The organism is bacterium (genome assembly GCA_041648665.1).
Taxonomy (GTDB): domain Bacteria; phylum UBA10199; class UBA10199; order 2-02-FULL-44-16; family JAAZCA01; genus JAFGMW01.
This window is the reverse complement of sequence record JBAZOP010000021.1, coordinates 14,464-40,303: the sequence shown is the minus strand read 5'-3', so window position 1 is coordinate 40,303 and position 25,840 is coordinate 14,464. Positions and strand designations below refer to the sequence as shown.

Sequence of the window (25,840 nt, the reverse complement as noted above, 5' to 3'; positions counted from 1 at the left end):
GCTGGATTCCCTCGAGGAGGCGGCGGTCAGGGCAGGCCGCTCGGCGGACGTACACCTGAAGATCGACACCGGCATGTCCAGGCTCGGCGTCCGGCCCGAGGCACTGCCGCAGGTGCTCGCAAAATTCAAATCCTGTCCGCACCTGCGCGTCGAGGGTGTGATGACGCATCTCGCCGACGCGGGTGATGAGGAATTCTCCTCCGGCCAGATCGAGAAGTTCGTTTCCTGCAAAAAAGAGATCGAGGCCGCGATCGGCCCTGTGCGCGTCTGGCACGCGGCCAACTCCACAGCGATAATGCGCGGCGCGGGCCTTGAGTTCGACGGCGCGGAGGAGGTCTGGGCGAGGCCCGGTCTCGCGCTCTTCGGGGACTGCGATTTCGATCATCCCCTGCGGGGCAGCCTCGACCTCGTGATGGGCCTCGAGAGCAGGGTGATGCTGCTCAAGCACGTGCCCGAGGGCTCGAAGGTGAGCTACGGCTGCACGTTCACGACTAAGAGACGCTCCAGGCTCGCGATCGTGCCGATCGGCTATGCCGACGGATACCCGTGGGCTCTCTCGGGCAAGGCCCAGGTATTGATACGCGGCAGGAGGGCGCCGGTGGCAGGGCGGGTGACCATGGACATGATCGTCATCGACGTGACGGACATAGAGGGCGTCTCCGTGGGCGATGAGGTGGTGCTCATGGGGGCCCAGGGCGGCGAATCCATAACGCTCAAGGAGCTCGCAGGCTGGGCAGGCACCATCCCCTACGAGATACTCTGCGGCGTTTCAAAGAGGATGCCGCGCATCTACAAGCGCGACTAGCACACTGTAAAGTTAATTTTTTAAGGTTGTCATTCCCGCGGATGTAAGCGGGAATCCAGCCAAGGGGAATGCAGGACTGGATCCCCGATTAAAACACTCGGGGATGACAAACGATGACAAACTAGGAAAAATTAACTCTGCACTGTACTAGTCACGGAACTCAAATGTTAAAAGAGAGAACAATTCAGCTCGTGACGCCGACCTTCACGATCGTCGGCAGCAGGATCATCGCGCTCATGAGGGAGCTGGGGCGCTGGTGTGAATTCGTGTGGCAGACGATGCTCTGGACCTTTCGCCCGCCCCTTCGGGTCGATCAGTTCGCGAAACAGATGGAGTTCGTGGGATTGAAGTCCGTCTGGATCGTCTCGCTGACCGCGATTTTCACAGGCGCGGTCTTCGCTCTCCAGACCGGCAAGGTCTACGCGCTCTTCAACATGGAGAGCATGGTCGGCGCGACGGTGGGACTCTCGCTCACCCGCGAGATGGCCCCGGTCTTCGCGGCGCTCATGGTCACCGCGCGCGCCTGCTCGGCCATGGCCGCGGAGCTGGGCACGATGAGGGTGACCGAGCAGATAGACGCGCTCGAGACCATGGCAGTGAGCCCGATCCAGTACCTGGTCGTGCCGCGCGTGGTCGCGACCACCTTCATGGTCCCGCTCCTCACGATGATCTACAACTTCGTCGGCGTGCTGGGCGCCTACCTGGTCGGCATCCATCTCCTCGGGATAGGCGAGGGTCCGTTCATGACCAAGCTCTATCACTACGTCGACGCCGACGACATCTGGGGAGGGATGATCAAGGCCACGATCTTCGGCTTTCTAATAGCCTGCGTAAGCTGCTACATGGGATTCAACACGCGCAGGGGGGCCAAGGGGGTGGGCAGGGCCACGACGCGCGCGGTGGTGGTCTCGGCGGTCACGATCCTGATCGTGGATTACTTCCTGACCACGTGGATACTGGAGTACGTGTCCAAATGATCGAAATAAAAAACGTCCACAAATCTTTCAACGGCACGGCGGTTCTCAAGGGCATCGATCTTGAGATTCCAAAGGGCAAGATCACCGTCATCCTCGGTCCCTCCGGCTCCGGCAAGACCGTGCTGCTTCGGCACATCATAGGCCTGCTCTCCCCAGACCACGGCAGCGTGAAGGTCGACGGGGTGGACATATCCAGGTTGGGCGACAAGGAGCTCACGGATTTCAGGCGCCGCTTCGGCATGCTCTTCCAGAGCGCGGCGCTCTTCGACTCGCTCTCAGTGTTCGAGAACGTGGCCTTCCCTCTGATCGAGAGCGCGAGGGGCCGGGCGATGCCGGACGTAGAGAGGATCGTGAGACAGAAGCTGGCCCTCGTCGGCCTGGAGGGGGCCGTCGACAAGATGCCCTCCGAGCTCTCCGGCGGTATGCGCAAGCGCGTGGGGCTGGCGCGCGCGCTCGTGCTCGCGCCGGCCATAGTACTATACGACGAGCCGACGACCGGCCTCGACCCGGTGATGACCCTGGCTATTGACAACCTGATACTCTCAATGCAGAAAGAGCTCCGCGTTACCTCCATCGTCATAAGCCACGATATCAGCTCGGCTTTTCGCGTGGCAGACCAGATTGCGATGATCCATGACGGCCGCATAGTGGAGAAGAGCGCGCCCGACGCGTTCAGGCGCTCGTCGAATCCCGTGGTCCGCGCGTTTCTCGCAGCAGGGGGCATAGGCGCAGGGAAGAGGGAGGGGGAGTGATAAAGTTCACCACCGAGTTCAAGGTCGGGGCGTTCGCAGCGGCGATCCTCGTGTTGCTCGCGTGGGCGACCTTCCGCGTGGGTGACAGGACCTCCGTGCACGGCGGCGGCTATCTCCTCAAGACAGAGTTCGAGAATGCGACCGGCCTCAAACTCAAGGCCCCGGTCGAACTCGCCGGCGTGCAGGTCGGCGTGGTCAAGGACATAGAGCTCGTGGGTTCGAGAAAGGCGCTGGTCACGCTGGCGCTCTCGGACGAGGTGAGGCTCTCCGAGGACAGCACGGCGGTGCTGCGCACCAGGGGTTTTCTTGGAGAGACCTACGTCGAGGTGATCCCGGGCACTCCGGATCTGCCGATCCTGAAAGAGGAGGGCATGATACCGTACTCCTTCCGCACCGGAGACATGAACTCGCTGGTCAATCAGTTCAACGAGATCGCGGCGGACATCAAACATGTCACCGGCTCGCTCAAGACCATGGTGGGCGAAGACGAGAGCGCGCCCATCAACAGGATAGTGAACAACCTCGACCAGTTCACCGAGACGATCAAGACCCTCGCGCTCCAGAACTCGGAGAACGTCAACCGCATAAGCGAGAACCTGGCCGAGCTCTCGGAGCACCTCACGGAGGTGATGTCCCAGGGCAAGGCGGACGTGGAGGAGTCGATGCAGCGCATCGCCTCGATCACGCGCAAGATCGACGAGGGCAAGGGCACGGTGGGCCGCCTCATCAACGACGACGAGACCGTGGACAAGCTCAACGAGGCGGCGGACAATCTCAACCAGACGCTCGGCGGGTTCAAGCGGTTCGAGACCGAGATCGGCTATCACCTCGAGTACCTGACCCAGACCGAGGATTTCAAGAACTACGTCGACTTCACCATAAGGCCGTCGCCTGACTCCGCGTTCATGCTGGGCCTGGTCTCCGACCCGAACCCGAACCCGACCCACGTGACCCGCACCACCGACGTCACGGTCGGCAACAACACGACGACGGTCACCACCGACACATCCACGATCAACCGCAACGCCCTCCGGGTCTCGGCCCAGCTGGCGAAGAAGTTCTACGACTTCCAGGTCAGGGGCGGAATCATAGAATCCACCGGCGGCGTGGGCATAGACTACGAGAAGGGGCCTGTGGGGCTCCACGCCTCCGCGTACGACTTCCAGACTCGCTATGGCGAGAGGCCGACGCTCAAGCTGTCGGGCGACATCGATATCACGGACAACTTCTACCTGATCGGAGGCGCGAACGACGTCATAGCGCCCACCAACAGGCCTGACTGGTTCTTCGGCGCGGGCTTCCGCTTCGTGGACGAACACTTGAAGCGCGTGGCCCCGCTGGGCGCCAGCATGGTGAAATAACCGCATTTTGTGAAGGGAGAAAGGGAGAGATGATGAACAGGATTTCAAGGGCTCTGATCAGCGTGTCCGACAAGACCGGGGTGGTCGAATTCTCAAAGGCCCTGCAAAAGAGGGGGGTGGAGATCATCTCCACCGGCGGCACGGCGAAGGCGCTGCGCGACGCCGGGGTCCCCGTGATCGACGTCGCCGATTACACCGGCTCGCCCGAGATACTGGACGGCAGGCTCAAGACCCTTCACCCGAAGATACACGGCGGCCTTCTGGGCCGAAGGTCTGATCCCAAACACGCCGATGAGATGAGGCGCAACGACATCGGCCCGATCGACCTGGTCGCGGTCAACCTCTACCCGTTCGAGGCCACGATCGCGAAACCGGGCTGCAGATTCGAAGACGCGATCGAGAACATAGACATCGGCGGCCCCACGATGCTGCGCTCGGCCGCGAAGAACCACGAGGACGTTGCGGTCGTGGTGGACAGCGCGGACTACGCCGGTCTGATCGAGGAGATGGACCGGAACAGAGGCGCCCTCACGAAAGAGACCAGGTTCCGCCTCGCCAAGAAGGTCTTCGCCGCCACTGCCCGCTACGACTCTGCGATCATATCGTATCTCAGCTCGATGGACGACGACGGCAAGAAGCTCGATATGCCTGCGAACGTGGGGTTCACCTTCGAGCTCGTTCAATCCCTGCGCTATGGCGAGAACCCGCACCAGAAGGCGGCGTTCTACCGCGATCCGGCAGGCATATCCGAGCCTGCGATCGTGAACGCGCGCCAGCTCCAGGGCAAGGAGCTCTCGTACAACAACATCATGGACGCGGACGCGGTGCTGGGGATGGTGAAGGACCTCGCGAACAGCAAGTACGCCGCGGTGATCGTGAAGCACGCGAACCCCTGCGGCGCGGCGGTCTCGGACAAGTCGCTCGCAGAGGCATATGAGAATGCCTTCGGGTGCGACCCCCTATCATCCTTCGGAGGGATAATCGGCCTCAACAAACCGATGGACGCGGCCACCGCGACAAAGATCGGCGAGACCTTCTTCGAGGTGATAGTGGCGCCCTCCTTTGATAAGCCCTCGCTGGAGATCCTCTCCAAGAAGAAGAACCTGAGGCTGCTCGAACTCCCGGGGCTGGGCGAGCCGTTCACGCCGTCGGGATGGAACACGCGCAAGGTCGTGGGCGGGCTGCTCGTCCAGGATCGCGACACGAGCCGCGAGTCCGTGCGCGAGGGCAAGGTGGTCACCAGGCGCGCCCCCACCGAGGCGGAGTGGCGCGACCTCGAGTTCGCGTGGCGCATAGCCAAACACGTCAAATCGAACGCCATCGTCTACGCGAAGGGCGGCCGCGCGATCGGCATCGGCGCAGGCCAGATGAGCCGGGTCGACTCGGCCAAGGTCGCGGTGATGAAGGCCGCCGACGCGAAGCTCGACCTTTCGGGCTCGGTCATCGCATCTGACGCGTTCTTCCCGTTCCGCGACGGCGTGGACGCTGCCGCAGGGGCGGGCGCGACTGCGGTGGTCCAGCCCGGCGGCTCTGTCCGCGACGAAGAGGCGATCGCTGCGGCGGATGAACACGATATGGCGATGGTATTCACAGGGGTGAGGCACTTCAGGCACTGAAATTTGTGACGCGCAAAATCTCCGCTATTCTCTTGATCTGGGACGCGGCTCAATTTATCTTGCTCCCCATGCTGGGCAAGGCTCGACGTATCCTCATAATATCCTCTATCCTTTTGGTATCATTAACCTTTTCTTATTTATCGTCAGCGCAGGAAGCCATTCAGGATGAACCGGATGCGGCGGCAGAGGAGAAATGCGCGGCCGGCTATTCCTTCCATTCCTCGACGCGGGAGTGCGTTGCCTGCAACCAGCCGTGCAAGACGGGCAAACCCGGGATCTGCGGTAGGGGCATATGGAACTGCGAGGGCCGCGGCCCTGTCTGCGAACCCACTATCAACCCGGGCGAGAGGATGGAGCTCTGCAACGGAGAGGACGACGATTGCAACGGGCGTATCGACGACGGCTTTGACCGCGACGACGACGGCTACACTACCTGCAGCGGCGACTGCAACGATCGCGATGCGTCCGTCCACCCCGACGCGGTCGAGCGCTGCGATGGGGCGGACAACAACTGCAACGGACTCATCGATGACGGTTTCAACGTGGGCGGCCGCTGCACTGTCGGCCTCGGCGTCTGCCAGGCCTCCGGAAGGATCTCGTGCAGGCCGGACGGCTCGGGCGCGCTCTGCGACGCGGTGCCGGGCGAGCCTGCGCAGGAGATCTGCGACGGGCTGGACAACGACTGCGACGGCAAGGTCGACGAGGATCTGGGCGAGATCAGCTGCGGCGTCGGGGCATGCATGCGCAGGGTGGCCGCATGCTCCGGCGGGAAAGCAGCTCAGTGCGCGCCGGCTGAGCCCGGTCCAGAGCTCTGCGGCGACGATATAGACAACAACTGCGACGGCAAGGTGGACGAGGGATACGCCGATCTCGGCCGCACCTGCTACGAGGGTGTGGGCGCGTGCAAGGCGGCGGGCAAGATGATCTGCTCTGCAGACGGGCTCTCTCTCACCTGTTCCGCCAAACCGGCCGAGCCGGCTGCGGAGATCTGCGGCAACGGGATAGACGACGACTGCGACGGCCAGATCGACACGGATGCGCCGGGCCTCGGGGGCGCGTGCTCGAACAACCTCCTCGGCATGTGCGCCAGGGACGGCGTATTCGTCTGCAAACCCGCCACCGGCGAGCTCGAGTGCAGCGTTGGCCCCGTCGCGTCCGCAAAGGAGATCTGCGACGGGCTGGACAACGACTGCGACGGCGAGATCGACGAGGAGGTGCAGAACGAGTGCAAAGGCTGCGGCGAGCTCCCCGGGAAGATCGGCGAAAAGTGCAGGGTGTCCGGCGGCGATGTGTGCGCGACCGGGCTCTTCGCCTGCTCCGCGGAAGAGAAGGGCGCCGCGACATGCTCCTTCGACGCGGCGATGACCGACGGGGCCAAGTGCATGACCGACGAAAATCCCTGTACGATCGACGTCTGCAGGGATGGAAGGTGTTCTCACGAGCCGGCCGCAGGGGGCCTCTCCTGCGACGACGGCGACTCCTGCACAATGAACGAGGTCTGCATCGAGGGCGAATGCGCGGGCGGTATCATGCTCGCGTGCGACGACAATAATGAATGCACCGAGGATTCGTGCGATGTGGCGCTGGGCTGCATCCACGATCCGATCGGACGGGGTTCGAAAAACGCCTGCGGGGGCTGCGCGGATCTGCCGGCGGTCCCGGGCAGCGAGTGCGCCATCGCCGAAAAGACCGGTCCCTGTGCGAAGGGGGTGTACATCTGTCAGCCCGACGGGCTGATGGTCTGCGTGCAGTCGCTCTTCGGCCGCGCTGAGGAGTGCAACGGCATCGACGACGATTGCGACGGTGAGGTGGACGAGGATCTCGGCGCCAGGCAATGCGGGATAGGCGCGTGCATGAGGGAGGTCGCCGCCTGCCAGGACGGCAAAGAAGTCCGGTGCCTGCCTGGGGACCCTGTCCCGGAGAAGTGCTCCAATATGGGTGTGGACGACGACTGCAACGGTGTGGTCGACGATGTGACGGGCGGCGGCAAGGCGTGCGCGGTCACGGTCGGCACGTGCGTGATCCGCGGAAAGCTCTCCTGCCTGGGCGACGCCGAGAACATGATCTGCGTTCCGGCGAATCCGGCGGACGCCCAGGATGACGACTCTGACGGCACGCCCAACTACTGTGAGAAGGACGGCGGCGGCGCTGCCCCTGCAGCGGCAGAGTCCCTGTCGTCGGTCGGGAGCGGAGGGCTTTTCGACCCTGCGCGAACGCGCGCGTCCGTCATTCCATGGAGGGAGGTGTACGACTCGATCGTGCTGCACCCCTCCTCCCCCGAGAGCGCGATCCTGCTCGTCAGCGGGTCGACGGATGACAAGGCGGGCTTCGCAGTGCTCCGTGCAAAGGACGCGGCGAAGGAGCAGTTCTCCTTCACCGCCTGCGAGTCGTCGGTTGGAGAACATCCGGTGCTTATAGCCGCAGCAGAGAAGGACGGCAGCGTGTTCGCCTCGACCGGCCGCGGCTATCTTCGGTATCACAAAATATCGTCGCAGATACCGTCGCCCGATGCCGGCGATAAATCCTGCCGCCTCTACGGCGAGCGCCTGCAGATTCCGGATGCCCGTGAGTTCTCGACAAAACATGGCAGGACGGCCTGCGACGTGAAGTCGATCGAATCCATGACGATCCTGGGCGAGTCGCCGCTCGCGTTCGCCGGCGCCGTCAGGTGCGGGACCAGGCTGGGGGCGTCGCGGGCGCGCGTGAGCGAGACGCTGGGGCTCGACGTCGTATCGGCCGAGGAGGGGGCGGCCCTTTCGCACGAGTTCGTGCCGGTCATAGCTGAGGCGGGCGAGATCGAGGGGGTGCTCATAACGGCGCTCGGCCAGGGGAAGCGGCCTCCGATATTCGTGGCCGCGCGGGCGGACGGCAAGAGCTCGATCGGAATCTGCCGTCATTCCCCGGAGCCGGGTTGGCGCTGCGAACTCTCGGAGGCGCCTGAGATCGATTCGCCGGCGGTCTTCGTCCTGCGCGTGGACCAGGGCAAGGGGCTTTTTGAGGCCCTCGTCGTTTCAGAGGATGGGGAGGCCTATCTGGCCAGACAGGCCAAGGAAGGTTGGAAGATGACCCTCTCCCCCTCGGGCAGGGCCGCGAGTGCGACCATCGGGGGCGGGGTGGAGGACGCCGTCGAGGCGAAGGGCGGTGCTGCGGCGCAGAGCTACGTGGTGGTGGGTCAGGAGCGCAGCGTGAGCGCGGCCTCGATGGCGAGGGTCGCAGACGGCTCGCTGATGCTCTACCCTCACGGGGGAGGCCGCTTCGAGCCGAGGTCTGCTCAGGACGACGTGTCTCCGGGCGGCAAATTTTCGTTCAACGCTCCGCACGCCATGGCCGCGATTCCGCTGAAGGACTACGGCGGTTCGGATCTCTTCGCGGCATTCGAGATGCAGAAGGCGGGCCGCGTCGTGGGCAGCATGGGCTTTATCTATTGGAACTCCAATGAGGCGCCCTCCGGCAGGATCTTGGACATAGGTTTCAACGGTGTTTTGGGCAAGGCGAGGTTCGCCTTCACCGATCCCACGGGCGACAAACTCAAATATCGCGCATGGATAAGGGCAAGGCACGGCGGCGCCCTGGACCACTGGATAGACGGGATCGAGGATGGGTGGCTGCGCTTCTCCCCAAAGGGGGATGCATCCGCTGTGGGGCTGTGGCCGATTGAGATCACGGTCGAGGCCACGGATGTCGCCGGCGCCTCTGTGCGCTCAAAGGCGGTCTTGGGCCGCAACGGCGCCGTGGAATCGATCACCGAGATATCTGGGAAACCCTAACCACGATAATCCTTGATTTGCCATACGTTTCCGGAATATAGAGCGCATTCCTAATGCGGAGGTTCAATTGAAGGTCCTGGTCGTGGGCAGCGGGGGCAGGGAGCATGCCATAGTCTGGAAGCTCGCCCAATCTCCTATGGTCTCCAAGATCTTCTGCGCGCCGGGCAATGCCGGGATCGAGGAACAGGCGGAATGCGTCCCGATCAAGGCGGAGGACATCAAGGGCCTCCTCGATTTCGCCGGCAAGAGCGGCATCGATCTCACGGTCGTGGGGCCGGAGGCGCCGCTCGCGGCCGGCATCGAACAGCTCTTCAAAAAGGCGGGGCTTCGGATCTTCGCACCGTCCAGGGAAGCCGCATCGCTGGAGAGCTCAAAGGTCTTTGCAAAGGATTTCTGCGCCAGGCACAACATACCTGCTGCGAGATCAAAGACGTTCGGCGAACTTGCGCCTGCGCTCGATTACGCGAGGGATGAGAGATATCCGCTCGTGGTGAAGGCCGACGGCCTGGCGCAGGGAAAGGGCGTGATCATCTGCCGGGACTTCGCTCTGGCGGAAGAGGCGCTCAAGGACATGCTCTCTTTGCGCCGCTTCGGCGATGCGGGCGGCCGCGTGGTGATAGAGGAGTTTCTCACGGGCGAGGAGGCCTCCTTCATCGCCCTCTGCGACGGCAGGACCGTGCTGCCGCTCGCGTCATCGCAGGACCACAAGGCGGCGTACGACGGGGACCAGGGCCCCAACACCGGCGGCATGGGCGCGATCTCGCCGGCGCGGATCGTCACAAAGGACGTCGCTGAAAAAGTGATGAAGAGGATAATGAAGCCCGTGCTGGAGGGCATGGCGAAGGAGGGCGCCCCGTTCGTCGGCGTGCTCTACGCCGGCCTCATGATAAAGGACGGGGAGCCGAGGGTGCTGGAGTTCAACGCGCGTTTCGGAGATCCGGAGACGCAGCCGTTGCTCATGCGCCTCAAGACGGATCTTGCGCTCGTCCTCACGGCCGCGTGCGACGGCAGGCTCTCGGAGCTCGAACTCGAGTGGGATGACAGGCCTTCCGTATGCGTGGTCATGGCCTCGGGCGGGTATCCGGGCGAATACGAGAAGGGGAGAGAGATAGAGGGGATTGCTGCGGCGGCCGACATGAAGGACGTGGTGGTCTTCCACGCCGGAACTGCGCGGCGGGGCGATTCGGTAGTCACCAGCGGCGGACGCGTGCTGGGCGTGACTGCGCTCGGCGGCGACATGCGGGCTGCGATCGAGCGGGCGTATGACGCCGTGGGAAAAATCAACTGGGATGGAGTGCGTTTCAGGAAGGACATAGGCGCGAAGGCCTTGAAGGCCCCGGCTTGAGAGGAGCAGATATGGCAAAACCGCAGGTGCTCATAGTGATGGGGAGCAAGAGCGACCTAGAGGTCATGGAGGAGGCGCGCCGGGCCCTCGCCGAGCTCGGTGTTACGAGCCGCATGCACATCGCCAGCGCGCACCGCACGCCCGACAAGGCGGCGGAGCTCGCGAGGAAGGCGAAGGCAGAGGGGATAAGGGTCGTGATCGCGGGCGCCGGATTCGCTGCTCACCTGGCGGGCGCGATAGCGGCGAACACCACGCTGCCGGTGATAGGCGTGCCGCTCGATTCATCCTCTCTCAAGGGCCTCGATGCGCTGCTCGCCACCGTCCAGATGCCGGCGGGGATACCGGTAGCCACGGTTGCGGTGGGCAAGGCCGGCGCGCGCAACGCGGGGATCCTCGCTGCGCAGATGCTGGCGCTCTCGGACGATGTGCTTGCAAAGAAGCTCGAGGAGTCGCGAAAAGAGATGGCCAAAAAGGTGGAGGCCACGGACAAAGAGCTGCAATCATAATTTATGACCGAGATAATCAACATCGACCCCAAGGCGCCGGATTCGACGGAGATAGAGAAGGCGGTGGAATATCTGCGCCGCGGGCAGGTGATCGCATATCCCACCGAGACGATCTATGGGCTGGGCGCGGACGTGACGGACCGCAAGGCGGTCAAACGCATCTACGACCTCAAGGCGCGCGACTACGGGCTGCCGATATCCATATTGGTCGCTGACTTGAGGATGCTGCGCGAGGTGGTGAGCGAGGTCCCGGACCGCGCGCTGCTCCTCATGCGCAAGTTCTGGCCTGGCGCGCTGACGATCCTGTTTCCTGCGTCGTCGATAATCCCCAAGGGTCTGGTCACCAACACCGGCAAGGTCGGCATCAGGATTTCTTCGCACCCGGTGGCCGCGGCCCTGGTGCAGCAGTTCGGCCGTCCCATCACCACCACCAGCGCCAACCTCTCCGGCTTCCCCCCTTCGCTCGCCGTGAAGCACGTGCGCAAGTACTTCGGGGAGAAGCTGCCGTGCATCATCGATGGCGGCGAGTGTGCGCCGACCCGCGGCTCGACGGTCGTGGATATCGGCGATGAGACCATGCGCATCATCCGCGACGGCGCAATCCCGGCGGAAGAAGTGATCAAGTGCTTTCAGGGGTGATCCTGCAAGATATTATCTGTTTAATGCTGCGAGTATAAAGGCAGGGCCGGGTGTATCTTCGACCTTGATGCCCTTGAAACCGGCGCTTTTGGCAGCGGACTTGAGCTCTTCATCCCTCCTTGCGTCAAAGACCACAAAGAAAAATCCGCCTGGCAAGAGCAGGGCGTGGGCTGATTGAACGAGCTCATCTATAGTGCCATTGAGCTCATGGCGGGCCGCGGCGCGAGAGGGATCCGGCGAGAGCCTGCCTTCGCCCGCGCGATAGAAGGGTGGGTTGGAGACCACGCAATCGAATGCCCCTTTGTTTGCGCCTGCAAACTTTCGATAGTCCTCGTTCACGCAGCGCACGACGGAATCGTATCCATTTTCTTTCACATTTCTCGCTGCGATCTTGTGAAATGCCGGCTGTATTTCAACGGCGACTACCTCCGAAGGTTGGCGCCTCGCGGCGAGCAGGAGCGATATCAGTCCGATCCCTGAACCCAACTCTGCGACGCGCTGTCCTGGACTTATCTTTGCGAACTCCGCCAGCGCCATGCTCTCATGGCCGTAGCGATGCCCGCGCTCCGGCTGCCATGCCGTGATGTTCGCGCTCTCAAAATATTCCGATGTGAGTTTCATAAGGGGTATTATGATTTTTTCAGCGGGCCTTTTAAACCAAAACCCTTTTGCATGGCGCTTCGGGCGCTCTCGCGGACCTCTCCGTCCGGGATCTCCTTCGCCGCCTGCTCTATGAACTCGACCTCGTCGCTCGAAAGCCTGCGTGAAATCCTTGGCCTGGCCTTCAGCGCGCCCTTGGGCGGCTCTGGAAGCTTGCCCACCTCGAAACGGATCTGCCTTATGTCAATGCCCGGCAGGGCCTTCGCGATCTTCTCTTTCAGCGTATCCTTTATGAATGAGAGTTCCTGCACCCATGCGCTGTGCTCCACCTTCACGATGAGGTCGCGACCCTGCCACCTGGCGGGTATGGCATGGGGGGCGAGGGTCTCGCCGGCGATCGTGGGCCAGAGGTCCCAGATGCGGTAGAGTCGGATTCCCTCCTTGATCCTGCGGTCGCTGTGCTTCGCTCCCAGCACGTCCGCAGGAGTTACAAATGCCTTTCTCCTCTGCCTCATGAAGAGCCGCAGTAGCAGAGGGGGTGGTCTCATGCAAGGTCTAAGCCAAGGGGTCTTTGGAGTTGACACTCACGGCTATTTACGGAATATTCACACCTCCCAAGGAGCCGCGATGAAGAAAAAAGATATAGATAAGTTCAAAAAAATCCTGACCGAACGGCGGAAGGCGATAGTGGACGCCGCACAGAGCACCCGCGAGAGCGACGTCATGATGGTAGAGCAGGCCGACCTGCCGGACGAGGTCGATCTGGCCTCCACGGAGACCGGCCAGGCCCTGAACCTAAGGCTCCGCGACAGGGAACTCGTTCTCCTCAAGAAGATAGACAAGACCCTCAAAAAGATGGAGGACGGCGAGTTCGGGATCTGCGAACGCTGCGGCGAAGAGATCGGCGTCAAGAGGCTGGACGCGAGGCCTGTGGCTGAGCTCTGCATCCGCTGCAAGGAGGAGCTGGAGAAGCTGGAGAAGGGGTTCGCAGAGTAGGCGAAAATCTACGAATCAAAGGGCCGCTGGATCTCAGCGGCCCTTTTTTTATTGCCTTTGAAATATCCGGTCACTTTGTAGCCAGGTTGATCTTTTTTACGAACGGTAATTTGGCCACGGACTGCAGGTTGGCCGCGGTGACATGCCCCCTCACCACGTTCCCGCCGGAGGTGCTCACATTGAAGCCGTTGCTCTGCAGGAAGCTCGCATCGCCCTGGTCGAACGGTGCCTCCACACGGACGAAGCACTCCAGCTTCTGAGACATATCGCCCGAGACCTTTGCGGTCTGCCAGGCGGCCTGCAGGGTGTCGCCCAGTTTTCCCCACTCAGGGCTGGACTCGAAGCCGGCGGCTTGCAGCGTCTCAGTGGAGGCGGCAGGGGCGATGGCCTGTGCGTAGAGCATGTGCATGGCTGCTGCCTGCGATGAATAGAAAAGGACTGACACGAATAAGCAGATTATGAGTTTTTTCATACCTCAGTATATACACGACAAATCGGAAAAAGACTATAAAAAAGGACGGGTTCGACGAACAGGATCAGGCGTGATCGAACATGGCCTTCAACTCCGGCTTCGAGAGCAGGATGATCGAGAATATCCCTAGGACCGTGCCAAAGGGCATGAACAGACAGCTCATGCCGGCGATTACGAGGCAGAACGTGTAGTGCCTTCGGTGTTTGAGAAACCTGCCGGTCAGGATCAGCATGACGGTGTATGCAAAGCCCATGAGCGAGACGAGCGCGCCGACGATGATGAATATCCACCCGAGGAACGCCGGCGGCGCTTCGCCCGTACTTGAGTCCATGACGCCTAAGAGCATGGCGACGCCGATGGTTATATGGATGAAGGGCATGCAGGAGAAGATGCCTGCGAGCGCCGCGACTACGTAGTAAAATGTCGAGAGGATCCCCAGATGGTTCTCGTCTTTTGTCATGGTCTTATCCCTCGCAAAAAAGAAGACGCAGGGCCCGGCTTCGATGTCCGCCCGGCCCTGCGCGCTCTCGTGCAGCCAGCTTACTTGCTGAGGCAGCGGCAGGAACAAAGCCTGCGCGAGCAGTCGAGCATGATCTTCGTGTAGTCGTCGTAGTTGTAAGTCGCGACGGCCCCGCTCGTGTTCGTCGCCTTCCCGAACTGTTTGGAGAAGAGCGCGTGGTCGGCCTCGTTCCCCTTGCTCACATGGTTGGCTGTGTAGGACATGCAGTCGTTCATGCTGCGGACCTTCTCCGCGTCCGCCACCTCGGCGGAGACCGGGGCGGAATATTTCATCTTGTTGTACTTGCTCGCTGACGCGTTTTTCACGAACACCGACCATGCTGCGGACAGGGCTACTGCGACGATCGCCACCACCAGAATCTTTTTCATCATCTTTTCCCCCTTTTGGTTGATATTTCTTGAAATAAAAACTCGTCTAGATTTTCGGCGCCTGCACGACCTCGACCTCGAAGCCGTCCTGGTTCGTTTCGCCGTCGGTGTCGGTCACGGTTATCGTGATGGTCGCCTGTCCGGTCCTACCCGGCTCCGGCCTCACCAGCACGGTCCTGTCTTTACCCGAGCCGCCCAGGATTATGTGATCGTCGTCGGCAGGGACGAGGGCGGGATTGTCGGAGCTGTAGCCCAGGGTCAGATTGTCAGGCCCGGTCTGTCGTCCGTTACCTGGAAGACGATGGTGCCGCTTGACTGACCCGGGCTGAGCACACAGTTCCTGAGGCCTGATATCATGGGGTATCCGGCCCTGGCTGGGAGTGCCCAGGTGATAACCGCGGCAGATGCGGCGATGATGGCCAGATACGTGAGGTTTCTCATGGAGCGCCTCCTTTGCGGAAGGCCGATAGAGGACCATATTTTTCTTGGAAAGTAAACCCGATGTTGTATAAAGGTGTTCATAAAAGAGGGGGATACATGCCATATCTGATCAAGAGCATCGGAATCATCATCGCAATCTCCGGCGTGGTTTTCGCGACCATGCCTGCACTCGCAACGAGGCTGATAGAATACCTGAAGATCGGCAAACGCTTATACGCGATCGGGGTGCTGAGGGCGCTCTTCGGCCTGCTCCTTCTCATAGCGACTCCGCAGGCTGCGCTCCCCTGGATCGTCGGCGTGATCGGCGCGCTCATGTTGCTCAGCGCCGTCATCCTCTTTTTCCTGGGTGTTGAGCGCGGCGTCGCATTTATGAACTGGTGGGAGTCGAAGCCCGAAGGCGCGAGGCGCATCGGCGCGATCGTCGCGGCGTTCCTGGGCGTGCTCCTGATCTACGGGGCATGAAAAGGCAGGGTGTAAGAATAGGGTATAAGGCCGGGGAAGAATCCCCGGTCTTTTTTTGTGATGGCAATCTAGTGGCCAGGGTTCTCTAGTGCGATAATGCGGGTCTCGTGGTCGTCAACACGGATATGGATGGAATCGATTTTCTCCGTGAGGCGGATTTCGCTGTCCTTGATATTGCCCTGAAGTCTCTCGGTCAGGCGGATTTCGCTGTCCTTGATTTCGCCGCGCAGGTCCTTTCCCATGGAGTCAATCTTACATTCCAGGTCTTCCTTTGTTGCTTTCAAGGCTGACTGCGTGAGTTTGAGCTCATCCGAGACCTTTGAGATTTCCGTTGTGATGTCCTTTCTCAAGACCGTCTCTGTGGCTTTTACAGTCGATTTGATCAAGTCTTTGATGTCCTCAAAGACTGGGACGATCATTTGCCTGACCATCGTCATGTTGATTATCTCTGCCGTTGTATTTCGTTTCTTCATACTCTCTCCCTGCGGGGTATTCCGGTAGCAAACCCCGCCCTGTCAAACAAGGCATTTCTCATAAATAAGACATAGCAGGAATCGTGCCACATAGCGTTCGACCATGCCCTATTCTAATGGCTTGAATATCATCCGGTTTTCTGGAGCCGGAAATCTCGAATGCAGAACAGGGTGCTGCGATTCGCAGCAGGGGTGACCAGATTCAATGCAGGCTGCCGCAGGGCTTCCGTGCCCTTCCTTCGTCGCTGGCGCACGTCGCTCGCTACTCGTCGTCAAAAGGCCGTTAGCGTCATGCGGCTTGAATGTCTTCCTTGCGTCAGCCTTCAAGCCGCGACGCCAATCGGCCTTTTGATTTCCTCATACGCTCGTCTCGTAAACGCGCCTTAAGGCGACTTCAGGCAAGGGCCCAGAAGCCCTGCTTATGGGCCACCCAACGCCGCCTCAAAAGAGGTACTACTGAAAGTGATACTCCAAACCCAGTGGGACGATATAATCGCCGTTAGTTCTGATCGAGAACCCTACGTAAATCTCAAGTCCCACGCCCGTCGTCATAGCAAGCTTGGTCATCGATATGCCTTCAGGAATCACCTCGGTTTCAGTCCATTCCCCTGGCCATTTGAGTTCGTTCCCGGCCATATCTTTTCTCGTCGTCATAGGATGAGTCACTTTCCTGATATCCAGCATAAAGCCGATAGATTCATCTATCGCCATCCCGATCTGTGGGTTATTGACCACATTGATGCGCATGGTCGGAGCGAGCGCAAACCTTCCTCCCATGACTGCATTGTCTTTCCGTGTGTGTGGGTCTTCCATACCGTAGTCCTCTAATGCTTCCGGCCATTCAATATAGTTGTGGATCATTTGCGAGCACCTCTTCCACGCACCTTCAAAGGTGACAAGACGCGCAGTGTTATTGCGTAAGACTCAACGCGTTAGGAAAGCGATAAGGGGTTTCACGGTTTTTTCTTATTTGTAGAGAGCTTCCATTGAAGGTCAGGCACAGGAATGTTAGTCGAGTATGGCGCTGAGTGCTGGTTTGACGGAGAAGGCCGGGATATCCTTGCCTGAGTGACTTTGGAGGCGTCTACGAAGCCCTTCGACTTAGCTCAGGACAAACTCAGCGTATAAACAATTGGATTGGCTTCGGGTGGCGGCGGGTCGGGGGACCCCCATTTGACGCCAGCAGCCGCGCAAAGTCATCTGCAGAAACTCGGTGATTGATCGCGACGATGCCGCAAATGGGGGTGAGCCCGGCGACAGGACCCGAAGCCAATCAACTTAGCGTAGCGAAGTGCCGGGGAGCGAAGGAAGGGTATCCCGGCCTTCTTCGTCTGCAGAGGCGGGCTATATCTTGAAAGGTTCCATCTGGGAGTCGAAGAGGGTGGAAGCGTCGTCCATGTGCTGTTTTGTCAGGATTGCGAGCCGGGCCGCGCTCTCCTCGCCCATCATCTTCGCCACCTCTTCCGCATAAGGCGCATCGGGCGAGAATACGTCTGTGGCCCTGCCGGTGACGAGCCTTAGCCTGGAGACCATCCTGCGGAGGAACAGAAGATTTTCCGAGAGCGTCGCGCAGATGTTCGCCGGAACTATTCCCTCTGCAGAGAGGGCGTCTATGATTTCGAATGTGTTCTGCGCATGCAGCCTGTCGCATGCACGTGCGTTCAGCATCTGGTGCATCTGCACTATCGCCTCCAGGTCCGCGATTCCGCCGCGGCCGATCTTCAGCTCGAAAGAGCCCGGCTTTCGGATCGAGCGTTCCTCGATCGTCTTCCTGCGGAGCTTCGTGATTTCCTCCTTCATCGCATCCGCGGTCGGGGGAGAGAGCCTGAAGGCGAGCTCGTCCAGGGAGAACCCCAGGCGCACCGTGAACTCCTCGTCGCCTGCGATGGCGCGCGCCTTCATGAGGGACTGCCGCTCCCACAGCTGCGACTCGGTTTTGTGGTATTCCACGAATGAGCCTATCGTCGCCACGAGCGTACCTGCCCTGCCCGAGGGCCTGAGTTCCGAATCCACTTGGTACGCACGGCCGTACCTTCCGGGCAGAGAGATCATCGAGATTATCCGCTGGGCGAGCTTCGTGAAGTATTCCACGTTGGATACGGGATTCGATCCATCCGTGCTGCCTGCGCCGGAATATATGAAGCAGAGATCCAGGTCCGAACAGTAGTCGATCTCGCGGCTGCCGAGGGAGCCCAGGCCGATGACCGAGAAGCCGGCCCTGCCTCCGTCCTCAAGGCGCGGTGTGCCGTAGCGCGCTTCGAGGTGCCTCGACGCGATCTCCCAGGCGCATGCGAGCACGGCCTCGGCTGCGAGGGTGAGCCTCTGCATCACGCGTTCGGTCGGCATCCCCTTCGTGATGTCGAGGTTCTGTATGCGCCGCGTCTCCTGGTTCCTGAACCAGGCGAGAGAATCTATCTCCTCCTCCTCGTTCGCCGCCCGGCCCGCGTTGTCGCGTATCGCCTCCATGAGTTCCTGCCGCTCGTAGTCCGCGGAGAAGAGGGCGGCGAAGAGCTTCGCTGCGACCTCGCGGTGTCGCGCGAGGTCCGCCTTCAGCCTCGCCGCGTGATCCGTCCCGCCGCCGTCCGAATAGCCCATGCGGCGGGCGAGCAGGTTGAGCCCGTGTTCGTCGAGGGGGAGCCTATGCACCTGCAGGTCTCCCTCGGCCTGGAGCATGTTTTCGATTCTCCTCAGAAAGGAGTATGCGTCGGCGAGGGAGCGTGCGCCGTACGGGTGGATTATCGATTCGCGCGCCAGCGCCTCGATCGCAGCAAAGGTGTTTCCGGTTCGCACGGACTCGAGGCCCCCGCCGAAGAGCAGGCAGAGCGCCTGGGTCAGGAACTCCACCTCGCGGATGCCGCCGCGGCCTAGCTTTATGTCGCCTGTGCGGCCGGATCTCTCGGCCTGGCGCTCCATCGCCTGTTTCATCTTCCTCATGTGCGCAAGGTCGGCGAGCGACATGGATTTGCGGAAGACGAAGGGGCGGACGGTTTCGAGGAATTTTCTGCCCAGCTCCATGTCTCCCGCCACGGGACGCGCGCGGATCAGTGCCTGCCTCTCCCAACCCTGGCCGAAGTATTCGTAATAGCGTTCGGCCGCGTCCAGCGAATTGGCCAGCGGTCCCTGCGGCCCCTCTGGCCTGAGCTCGTGGTCCACCCTGAATCCGAATCCGCGCTCGGTCACGCGCGAGATCAGCCTGGAGAATTGCGAGGTCTGCTTCACGAAGAATTCGTGATTGCTCATGCGCGCGCCTGAAGGGGATATCGCGCCGCCCTCGTCGGAGTCGTAGATTATCATGATGTCCACATCGGAGCTCAGGTTGAGCTCGCGGCCGCCGAGCTTGCCCAGCGCGATCACGACCCCGGCACAGCGCTTATGGCCTCCGCCGTCGGCCGGGGTCATGGGTTCGCCGTGGCGTTCGGTCAGCATTTCGTACGATCTTTGCCAGGCCGCGTCGATGATCGCGTCCGCCACGTCGCTCCATTCTGCGAGCAACTGCGACACGGGTGCGGCGCGGGCCAGGTCTTTCATCACGATGCGGGTCATCTGAGCGTACTTGAAGTCGCAGATCGCGCGCATGAAGGATATCTCGTCGCGCGCCTTGCACGCGTCCTGGATCATGGAGTCCAGCTCGGCCTTCATCGCCTCGATCGGTTTGTACGAGACGGAGTAGGGCGACAGCGCGATATCGTCCGCCCAGCCGGGGTTTGCGGCGAGCCTGTCGGCCAGGACCCTGCTGTTGCCGAAGATCCTGGAGAGCATCTGCGCGGCTTCGGGCGACCAGTCGAACGGTCTGCCGAGGGCCGACTCGTACGCGGCCTCGAAACGCGCGAGTTCTCTCGCACCGCCGTAGGGATCGGCGGCGAGCGCGATTATGTCCTGTGTCTTGTTCTGCATCTTGCCTTGCTCGGTCTGCCGGCTTTGGTCCTGTCCTCCCAGCACATCCTGTTCCTATGGTATATGCAATTTTCGCACGACGGCTTTTTCCTGACCGCGTAGTCTCCTGCCTCTATCCCCGCCACAATCCTCTCGATGTTCTTTGCGGCCGCCTCCCTGCGCGCATCGTCCATCTCTCGCCTCGAACTCACCCTTGCTGAGGGGAAGACGAGGCTCGTGGCCGACACCATGGCGTCGGTCATCGCTTCTGCCGCGAGTGCGTAGATCTGCATCTGAACCTCGTACTGTTCGGAGCGCTCCTTTACCTTTGTCTTGTCCGAAAGGCCGGTTTTGAAGTCCACGACCTCGTAACCTTCGCCATCGGGCCTCAGCCAATCTATGGTGCCGGAGATCGTGCTCTCTTTGCATGAGATCTCGAAGGGCATCTCCCTGAATCCTTCCTCAAGGCGGGATGCGCCGGCGATCTCGATAGCGTCCGCCGCGTCCTTCACCAGGTCGCGAATCGCCTTATCGTTCGCCTTCACTCCGTTTGCAAGGCATTCCGAGAGCGCGATCGCGCGAAGTTCCTCTTCGTCCTTCGTCGCGTGCGAGAGCATGGAGTGCACGATGGAGCCGTATACGTTGGGTTCGATATGGTCGTGATCCCCCCGGCCCATCTCGCTGGCAGGGAGCCCCAGCACGTACTTGAGATAGTACTGCATGGGGCAGACGCTGTAGGAGTCCAGCGCGGATACGGAGAGGTGCGCGACGGCGCTCCTCGAATTTTGCATGGCAGGGGGGACGTGCGCCTCCGTTCCCGGGAGAGCTGTCGCGCCGACGGACCCGGCCGAACGGCCGCCCGCCTCGATCCTCTTTGAGATCTTTCTTCCGACGGGAGAGGAGAGCGCTTCGCACACCCATTCGTGCCATGTCCTGTCAGCCTTTATATCCTCATGGATCGGCAGCACGAGGGTGTCGATCGCGCGGGTCATGGCCACGTAGAGCAGCCTCTTGGATTCGCGTTCCTCCTGCTCCGACTCCTCGTTTGCGAGCCTTTCGAAGCGCTCCGTCTTTATCCTGCTGCCGAAGGGCTGGTCCGGGTTCCTCTTTCTGAAGGCCACGCCGCTGCCAGCGCCTGCGTCGCCCCGTGAGAATATCCACTGCTTCGTCTTCTGGGGGGGCTTTCTCGCCAGGTCCGGCAGAAAGACCACGGGAAACTCCAGCCCCTTTGCGGCGTGCACGGACATGAGCCGGACTGCGTTGGCTGCGTCGGCGCCGGCAGGCGTCTCGCCCATCCTCGCGTCGCGGTTGCGCATCTCCCTCATGAACGAGTTGAAATCCGCAAGCGTGGTCGGCATCCCGCGCTCCAAGTCCCTGGCTATGGTGATGAGCCGATCCATGTTCATGACCGCGGCGCCCGACGGGTCGAGCCTTGACCAGAGCACTTCCAGCCCGGACTCGTTGATCACGCGGCGCATGATCTCAGAGGGTCTCATGTGCCCTGCCATGAAGGGCAGATCGCGGACCAGAGCCAGGCGCTCATCCTTTTCCAGCGCTGCGGGGATACCTCGGCCCTCCGGGCCGGCCATGATCGCGAGTTCGTCGTCGCTCAAGTCACCTATGGGCGAGCGCAGGAGCGTGAGCAGCGCGGCGGAGTTGTTCGGATCGAGTGAGAATGCCACGGCGGCCATGAGGTCCGCCACTTCGCGCCTCTCCAGAAAACCCCTACCTCCTGCGGAGGTGCATGGAATGCAGAGCCTCTGCAGCGCGGCCTCGTATATACCGGCCGAAGTCATCGCTCGGAAGAGCAGGACCACGTCGCCCGCCGACCACTCGCCCGCGGACGCGCCCTTCGCTATCATCTCTGCGATCGCGCGCGCCTCGCGTTCGCGCAGGGCCGCGATCTTGGTCTCATTGGAGGCGGGTATCGCCAGCTCGATCACGGAGGGAGCCCCCGCGGCGTCTTCGACCGTGTGCTCCATGGGTTTGGGCGAGGAGGGGGCGGCGAAGAGCCCCTTTGCCAGCACATCCTGCGAGACGTTGACGAACGATATGATGGACTTCCTCGACCGGAAGTTGTGCGCAAGCCTCACCGCTCGGCCGGACCTCTTCGTGATCTCTTCGCGCATCCTGGCGAAGCAGGAGACGTTGGCCCCGCGGAAGCGGTAGATCGACTGCGCCTCGTCGCCCACGATGAAGAGGCGGTTCGCGGAGGGGTCGAAGAGCTTGAGCACCAGTTCGGTCTGGATGTCGTTCGTGTCCTGGTACTCGTCCACGAGCAGCTGCGCGAATTGTCTTCTGCATGCGGAGGCGACCGAGCCGTCGCCCAGGAGTTCGAGCGCCCTGATTTCCAGCTCCTGGAAGTCCAGTGCGCCGAGCTCCGCGAGCCTCATGGCGTAGGTGCGTTTAGCCTCTGCGAAGACGGTCCTCAGGGCGCCCAGCGCTGCGCCCTCCCATCCCTCGGCCTCCGAGCGGTCGGAGAGGGCGGCTTCGGCATGCCAGCGGAACTGCATCAGCTCTTCGAGGGCGCAGGTAGCCGTGGCGAACCCCACCTCCTCCACGAGATCCCGCGCGCCCGCCTCCTTGTTCTCGAGCATGGATAACAATGCGTCGCTTGCGCACCTTCGCGCGAGCATGCCGGAGGTGTTCTCGTCCAGCAGGTCGAAGGAGGGGTCCAGTCCGACCGCGGGCCCATAGCGCCGAAGGAGCCTGGCGCAGAAGGAGTGAAAGGTCCCCATCCAGGCGTGGTCCAACCTGAAGCGCTCGGCCGAAGGGATGTAGGCGCGGAGCTTCGACCTGAGTTCGCCCGCAGCCTTCTCGGTGAAGGTGATGGCGAGCACGCCTCCCAATCTGCCCCAGTCGCCGCTCCCCGGCTGCTCGGGATCGCAGCCCACGATCGTGAGGATGCGGCGGATGAGGACCGCGGTCTTCCCCGAGCCCGCGGCAGCGTCCACCGCCATGGAGAGCGACGCGGATTCTATCGCCGCCCTCTGGGCGTCAGTCGGCTGAAACTTTTTTGTGCCTGCAGATGTCGCCATAATCACACCATTCGCACTTTGCTTCGTTCGATGGCGGGAACATCCCCTTTCTTATCGACGATGCGAATTCGGCCGACTTTCCTTCGGCCGCGCTGATGAGCTTATCCATGCGCTCCGCGTCGATCTTGGAGTGCGCCCTGCCGACCCTGTAGCAGGCGCCCTCGAACTCGCCCAGGACCAGCCCCTTTGTCTTGCCTGCGGTCTTTTTGCCGTCCCCTGAGATCGCCGCTTCCCTGATCTCGAACATGAGCCCGCCCATGGCCACGGCCTCCGGGAACAGGGCGCTCTTCACGGCGCTTATGTAGAGCGGAAGCTGCAGGTGCGAGCCTGACTCTATGCGGTTTACGACCTGTTCCTCTTTTCCGGTCTTGTAGTCGATGACCAGGAACCTGCTCTTGTCCCTGTCCACGTCGATCCGGTCCACGCGTCCCCGTACGTACAGGGGCTCTTCTCCCTTCACGTTGATCTTGAGCGCATTTCCTTTTTTCTTTGAGAACTCCCACTCGAACTCCCTGGGGATTAGCGGCGAGGAGATGCGGCTCGCCTCGTCGCCCTCGGCCCGGATAACCATGAGAGCCATGCTCGCGATCTCTTCTATCTCGCGTTCCTTGAGGCCGGGCTTCACGTACTCGAGCGTGTCCTTGCGCTCCTCCCAGATCTCGTCCGCGATCGTTCTCACCGTGTGTCTCGTTTCTTCGTCGAACCTGCCGGCGGATCGCGCTGCGAGTGCCGTCTTCGCGTGGTCGCGATAAAAGCGAGCCAGTATCTCGTGCACGATCCTCCCGCGGTCGAAGCCGCGTATCTGGGGGGTCTCCTCCAGGGGCTCCACGGCGCGGAGCACGTCCTGTGCGAAGAAGGCGAAAGGGCAGTTCGCGTATCTCTCGAGAGCGGTTGGGTTTAGCTCCGCTTCAACGAAACGCTCTCTTACGATCTCGCGCGCCTCCGGCGAGTTGAGGACTCCCGTATTCGGTCCTTCCATACGCTTTTTCGCAAGGCCTTCTTTCTTGCGGCCGAGCACGCATGTGCCCAGCGCCTCGGGTGCTTCGCCCGGGCTCAGGAACCGGTCGGCAAATGGGGAGGGGATTGTCTCCTTGCCCTCGTCGGTCACGGCGGGCATGATGAGGGTCGCCTCGCCGGTGCATTTCTTCAGCATGGTCTCGAACGCGTACGATTCCCTGGCGTGCATATCCTCGGCGTCAGGAAATATCCTTCGGATCGATTCCTCCTTCCAGTCGGCGAAGAAGAGGCTCTCTCCCATCCTCGCCGGGAAGCTTCCCTCGATCATGCGCGGCACGATGACGCGGCTTGCCTCGCACGAGAGAGGGAGACCCGCCGCGTGGAGGCGGAAGGGGAGCACGGAATCGATCATGGTGGCAGGGGCGGTGCGCCCGCTCAAATCCTGAGAGAGGAGCTGCGCAAACTGTTCACGGCTGATCCTAATCTCGCCGAGAAAGCCGGCCGCGGTCGAGAGCGAGCCCAGGGAATCTCCGATCGCCTCGGCTGCGGTGAGGCTGCGCGCTGCGACCCTGCCGTGCCCGCGCCGTTGTTTGAGCCCCGCGATCCAGGGCTTAACTCGCTCCCCGACGCGGGCGATCTTCTGCATCTCCGCCGCGAACTTTGCGAGCGTGGCGTGCAAAGGCAGGCGCTCGACGAAATCCGGGGAGATCAGCTCGTGTGCTAGGGGCGATCCCATTGCGCCGTCAAGCGTGGGGTGTTCGGGCAGGATCCCCATGGAGTGGGCCTCGGAGAGGAACCACTCCAGGAAAGAATCCCCGTGCCGCACGGCGACGATGCAATCGCCGGCAGCGAGCCCTTCCTTCGCCAGGATGTTAGCCACGTGCCTGGCCTCCTGCATGGGCGAGGCGGCCTTGAGCACGGAGATTCGAGGCGCCCCTGCGTTCGCAGCGTCGAGCCTCTGTTCGTCGCAGATGGCCGCGAGCCAGACGTCTCTCGCGCGCGCGAGCCATGAGGCAAAGGGCCGCTCTTCCTCCGAGGCCGCGGCCGGGCAGGTGACCACGATCCCGGCCTTCTTGAGCCTCGCGTCCAGCGCTCGGACCATCGCGAGGAGCGCAGGGGTCGGCATGGCGAATTCATCGAACATGATCGCCCGCATCTCGCGGAGCGGTGCCGCGCCTTCGATCGCGTTCTTTATCGCGAGGATCGTTAGGTCGCCCTCGTCGAGCATGCCGAGGCGCGAGAGCTCCTTATCATACCCCTCGTACACCCGGATCAGGTCGCGCTCGCGAAGGCACGGCTCCCCGATCCCTGATATTACCCCCTCCAACTCGTCGGGCCCTATCAGGTTCTCCTTGAGCGCGAGTATCGTACGGACGAAGCCCGTCGCAGTGGCGTAAGAGCGCGCGGAGACGCCGAAATAGGGGAGTTTGATCTTCGCGAGCAGCCCCATGACCACGAGGACGGAGTGCTGTCTCGTCGCGACCGGGAGCAAAGGGGAGGCCATCTTCCGCACGAAGTCCGGCCAGTCCCGGATCGCGTCAGCGCGGAGCGCCTTGAGCGGACCTCTCAAATTCCGGGAAAAGCGACGCCTCAGCTCCGCTGCGGTCGCTCGATCCGGGACAACGATCGTCCCGGTGCGGCCCGGGTCGCATTGGCTCAGGAGTTCCAAAACCCTTGAGGTTTTGCCTGAATTTATCTGGCCTGTGAGCAGGGTCGTGGGCATCGAAGAGCGGAGAATTGCAGGCCGCAGGCATCCGGTCAATAGGGGAGTGGGCAGGCATCTATTCCCTTGATAGCGGCTGTTGATCCGGGAGATGTGATGATGAAAAAAGGGGCCGTTAACGCAAGAGATCACGATGAGGAGGCTGTATG

At 61.8% G+C, this 25,840-nt stretch carries 22 protein-coding genes; 11 read left to right on the top strand and 11 right to left on the bottom strand.

Features of this window, described 5'->3' with window-relative positions:
• The 9 genes from alr to WC683_08895 form a co-directional block, all read left to right on the top strand.
• Positions 1 to 805, top strand: an 805-nt coding sequence (gene alr / locus WC683_08935; GenBank protein MFA4972725.1) for an alanine racemase, incomplete at its 5' end; no start/stop codon positions are given.
• Positions 806 to 969: 164 nt separating this feature from the next.
• Complete coding sequence (locus WC683_08930; protein MFA4972724.1) at positions 970 to 1,782, top strand: ABC transporter permease; 813 nt, start codon at positions 970 to 972, stop codon at positions 1,780 to 1,782.
• The gene (locus WC683_08925; protein MFA4972723.1) at positions 1,779 to 2,534 is read left to right on the top strand and encodes an ABC transporter ATP-binding protein; all 756 of its coding nucleotides are present in this window, start codon (positions 1,779 to 1,781) and stop codon (positions 2,532 to 2,534) included. The genes WC683_08930 and WC683_08925 overlap by 4 nt, the downstream gene beginning before the upstream one ends.
• A complete protein-coding gene (locus tag WC683_08920; GenBank protein ID MFA4972722.1) occupies positions 2,531 to 3,895 on the top strand; it encodes an MlaD family protein in 1,365 nt (454 codons plus the stop codon). Before WC683_08925 ends, WC683_08920 begins: the two co-directional genes overlap by 4 nt.
• A gap of 32 nt (positions 3,896 to 3,927) precedes the next feature.
• Positions 3,928 to 5,511: a bifunctional phosphoribosylaminoimidazolecarboxamide formyltransferase/IMP cyclohydrolase gene (gene purH / locus WC683_08915; GenBank protein MFA4972721.1), complete on the top strand. Its 1,584-nt coding sequence runs from the start codon at positions 3,928 to 3,930 to the stop codon at positions 5,509 to 5,511.
• Between the two features lie 68 nt (positions 5,512 to 5,579).
• A complete protein-coding gene (locus WC683_08910; protein MFA4972720.1) occupies positions 5,580 to 9,278 on the top strand; it encodes a putative metal-binding motif-containing protein in 3,699 nt (1,232 codons plus the stop codon).
• 67 nt (positions 9,279 to 9,345) lie between these two features.
• Positions 9,346 to 10,623, top strand: coding sequence for a phosphoribosylamine--glycine ligase (gene purD, locus WC683_08905; GenBank protein ID MFA4972719.1), 1,278 nt, complete (start codon positions 9,346 to 9,348; stop codon positions 10,621 to 10,623).
• An 11-nt stretch (positions 10,624 to 10,634) separates the two neighbouring features.
• Positions 10,635 to 11,129: a 5-(carboxyamino)imidazole ribonucleotide mutase gene (purE, locus tag WC683_08900; protein ID MFA4972718.1), complete on the top strand. Its 495-nt coding sequence runs from the start codon at positions 10,635 to 10,637 to the stop codon at positions 11,127 to 11,129.
• A 3-nt stretch (positions 11,130 to 11,132) separates the two neighbouring features.
• Positions 11,133 to 11,768: an L-threonylcarbamoyladenylate synthase gene (locus tag WC683_08895; protein ID MFA4972717.1), complete on the top strand. Its 636-nt coding sequence runs from the start codon at positions 11,133 to 11,135 to the stop codon at positions 11,766 to 11,768.
• Positions 11,769 to 11,780: 12 nt separating this feature from the next.
• Here WC683_08895 and WC683_08890 read toward each other — a convergent pair whose 3' ends face one another.
• The gene (locus WC683_08890) at positions 11,781 to 12,389 is read right to left on the bottom strand and encodes a methyltransferase (protein MFA4972716.1); all 609 of its coding nucleotides are present in this window, start codon (positions 12,387 to 12,389) and stop codon (positions 11,781 to 11,783) included.
• Between the two features lie 8 nt (positions 12,390 to 12,397).
• Positions 12,398 to 12,916, bottom strand: a complete 519-nt coding sequence (locus tag WC683_08885; GenBank protein ID MFA4972715.1) for a DUF721 domain-containing protein — start codon at positions 12,914 to 12,916, stop codon at positions 12,398 to 12,400.
• A gap of 79 nt (positions 12,917 to 12,995) precedes the next feature.
• On the opposite strand from WC683_08885, the gene dksA reads away from it, so the two are divergent.
• A complete protein-coding gene (gene dksA / locus WC683_08880) occupies positions 12,996 to 13,364 on the top strand; it encodes an RNA polymerase-binding protein DksA (protein ID MFA4972714.1) in 369 nt (122 codons plus the stop codon).
• A gap of 70 nt (positions 13,365 to 13,434) precedes the next feature.
• Here the strand turns inward: dksA and WC683_08875 are convergent, their stop codons facing one another.
• The 4 genes from WC683_08875 to WC683_08860 form a co-directional block, all read right to left on the bottom strand.
• Positions 13,435 to 13,836, bottom strand: coding sequence for a hypothetical protein (locus WC683_08875; protein ID MFA4972713.1), 402 nt, complete (start codon positions 13,834 to 13,836; stop codon positions 13,435 to 13,437).
• Positions 13,837 to 13,900: 64 nt separating this feature from the next.
• Complete coding sequence (locus WC683_08870) at positions 13,901 to 14,296, bottom strand: hypothetical protein (GenBank protein ID MFA4972712.1); 396 nt, start codon at positions 14,294 to 14,296, stop codon at positions 13,901 to 13,903.
• A gap of 80 nt (positions 14,297 to 14,376) precedes the next feature.
• Positions 14,377 to 14,724, bottom strand: a complete 348-nt coding sequence (locus WC683_08865) for a hypothetical protein (protein MFA4972711.1) — start codon at positions 14,722 to 14,724, stop codon at positions 14,377 to 14,379.
• Positions 14,725 to 14,770: 46 nt separating this feature from the next.
• Entirely contained in the window at positions 14,771 to 15,202 is a 432-nt protein-coding gene (locus WC683_08860; GenBank protein ID MFA4972710.1) for a hypothetical protein, read from the bottom strand.
• A gap of 59 nt (positions 15,203 to 15,261) precedes the next feature.
• Between WC683_08860 and WC683_08855 the strand changes: the two genes are divergently transcribed.
• Positions 15,262 to 15,627: a hypothetical protein gene (locus tag WC683_08855; protein ID MFA4972709.1), complete on the top strand. Its 366-nt coding sequence runs from the start codon at positions 15,262 to 15,264 to the stop codon at positions 15,625 to 15,627.
• Positions 15,628 to 15,695: 68 nt separating this feature from the next.
• On the opposite strand, the gene WC683_08850 is transcribed toward WC683_08855, so the two are convergent.
• The 5 genes from WC683_08850 to WC683_08830 form a co-directional block, all read right to left on the bottom strand.
• Positions 15,696 to 16,100, bottom strand: a complete 405-nt coding sequence (locus WC683_08850) for a hypothetical protein (protein ID MFA4972708.1) — start codon at positions 16,098 to 16,100, stop codon at positions 15,696 to 15,698.
• A 453-nt stretch (positions 16,101 to 16,553) separates the two neighbouring features.
• On the bottom strand, positions 16,554 to 16,961 hold the full coding sequence (locus WC683_08845; protein ID MFA4972707.1) for a hypothetical protein: 408 nt from the start codon (positions 16,959 to 16,961) through the stop codon (positions 16,554 to 16,556).
• 483 nt (positions 16,962 to 17,444) lie between these two features.
• Positions 17,445 to 19,994 carry a hypothetical protein gene (locus tag WC683_08840; GenBank protein ID MFA4972706.1) on the bottom strand — a complete coding sequence of 850 codons (2,550 nt, stop codon included), beginning with the start codon at positions 19,992 to 19,994 and terminating at the stop codon, positions 17,445 to 17,447.
• Positions 19,970 to 23,011 carry an ATP-dependent DNA helicase gene (locus tag WC683_08835; protein MFA4972705.1) on the bottom strand — a complete coding sequence of 1,014 codons (3,042 nt, stop codon included), beginning with the start codon at positions 23,009 to 23,011 and terminating at the stop codon, positions 19,970 to 19,972. Before WC683_08835 ends, WC683_08840 begins: the two co-directional genes overlap by 25 nt.
• Positions 22,971 to 25,691: a PD-(D/E)XK nuclease family protein gene (locus WC683_08830; GenBank protein ID MFA4972704.1), complete on the bottom strand. Its 2,721-nt coding sequence runs from the start codon at positions 25,689 to 25,691 to the stop codon at positions 22,971 to 22,973. The genes WC683_08835 and WC683_08830 overlap by 41 nt, the downstream gene beginning before the upstream one ends.
• Positions 25,692 to 25,840: the final 149 nt, after the last annotated feature.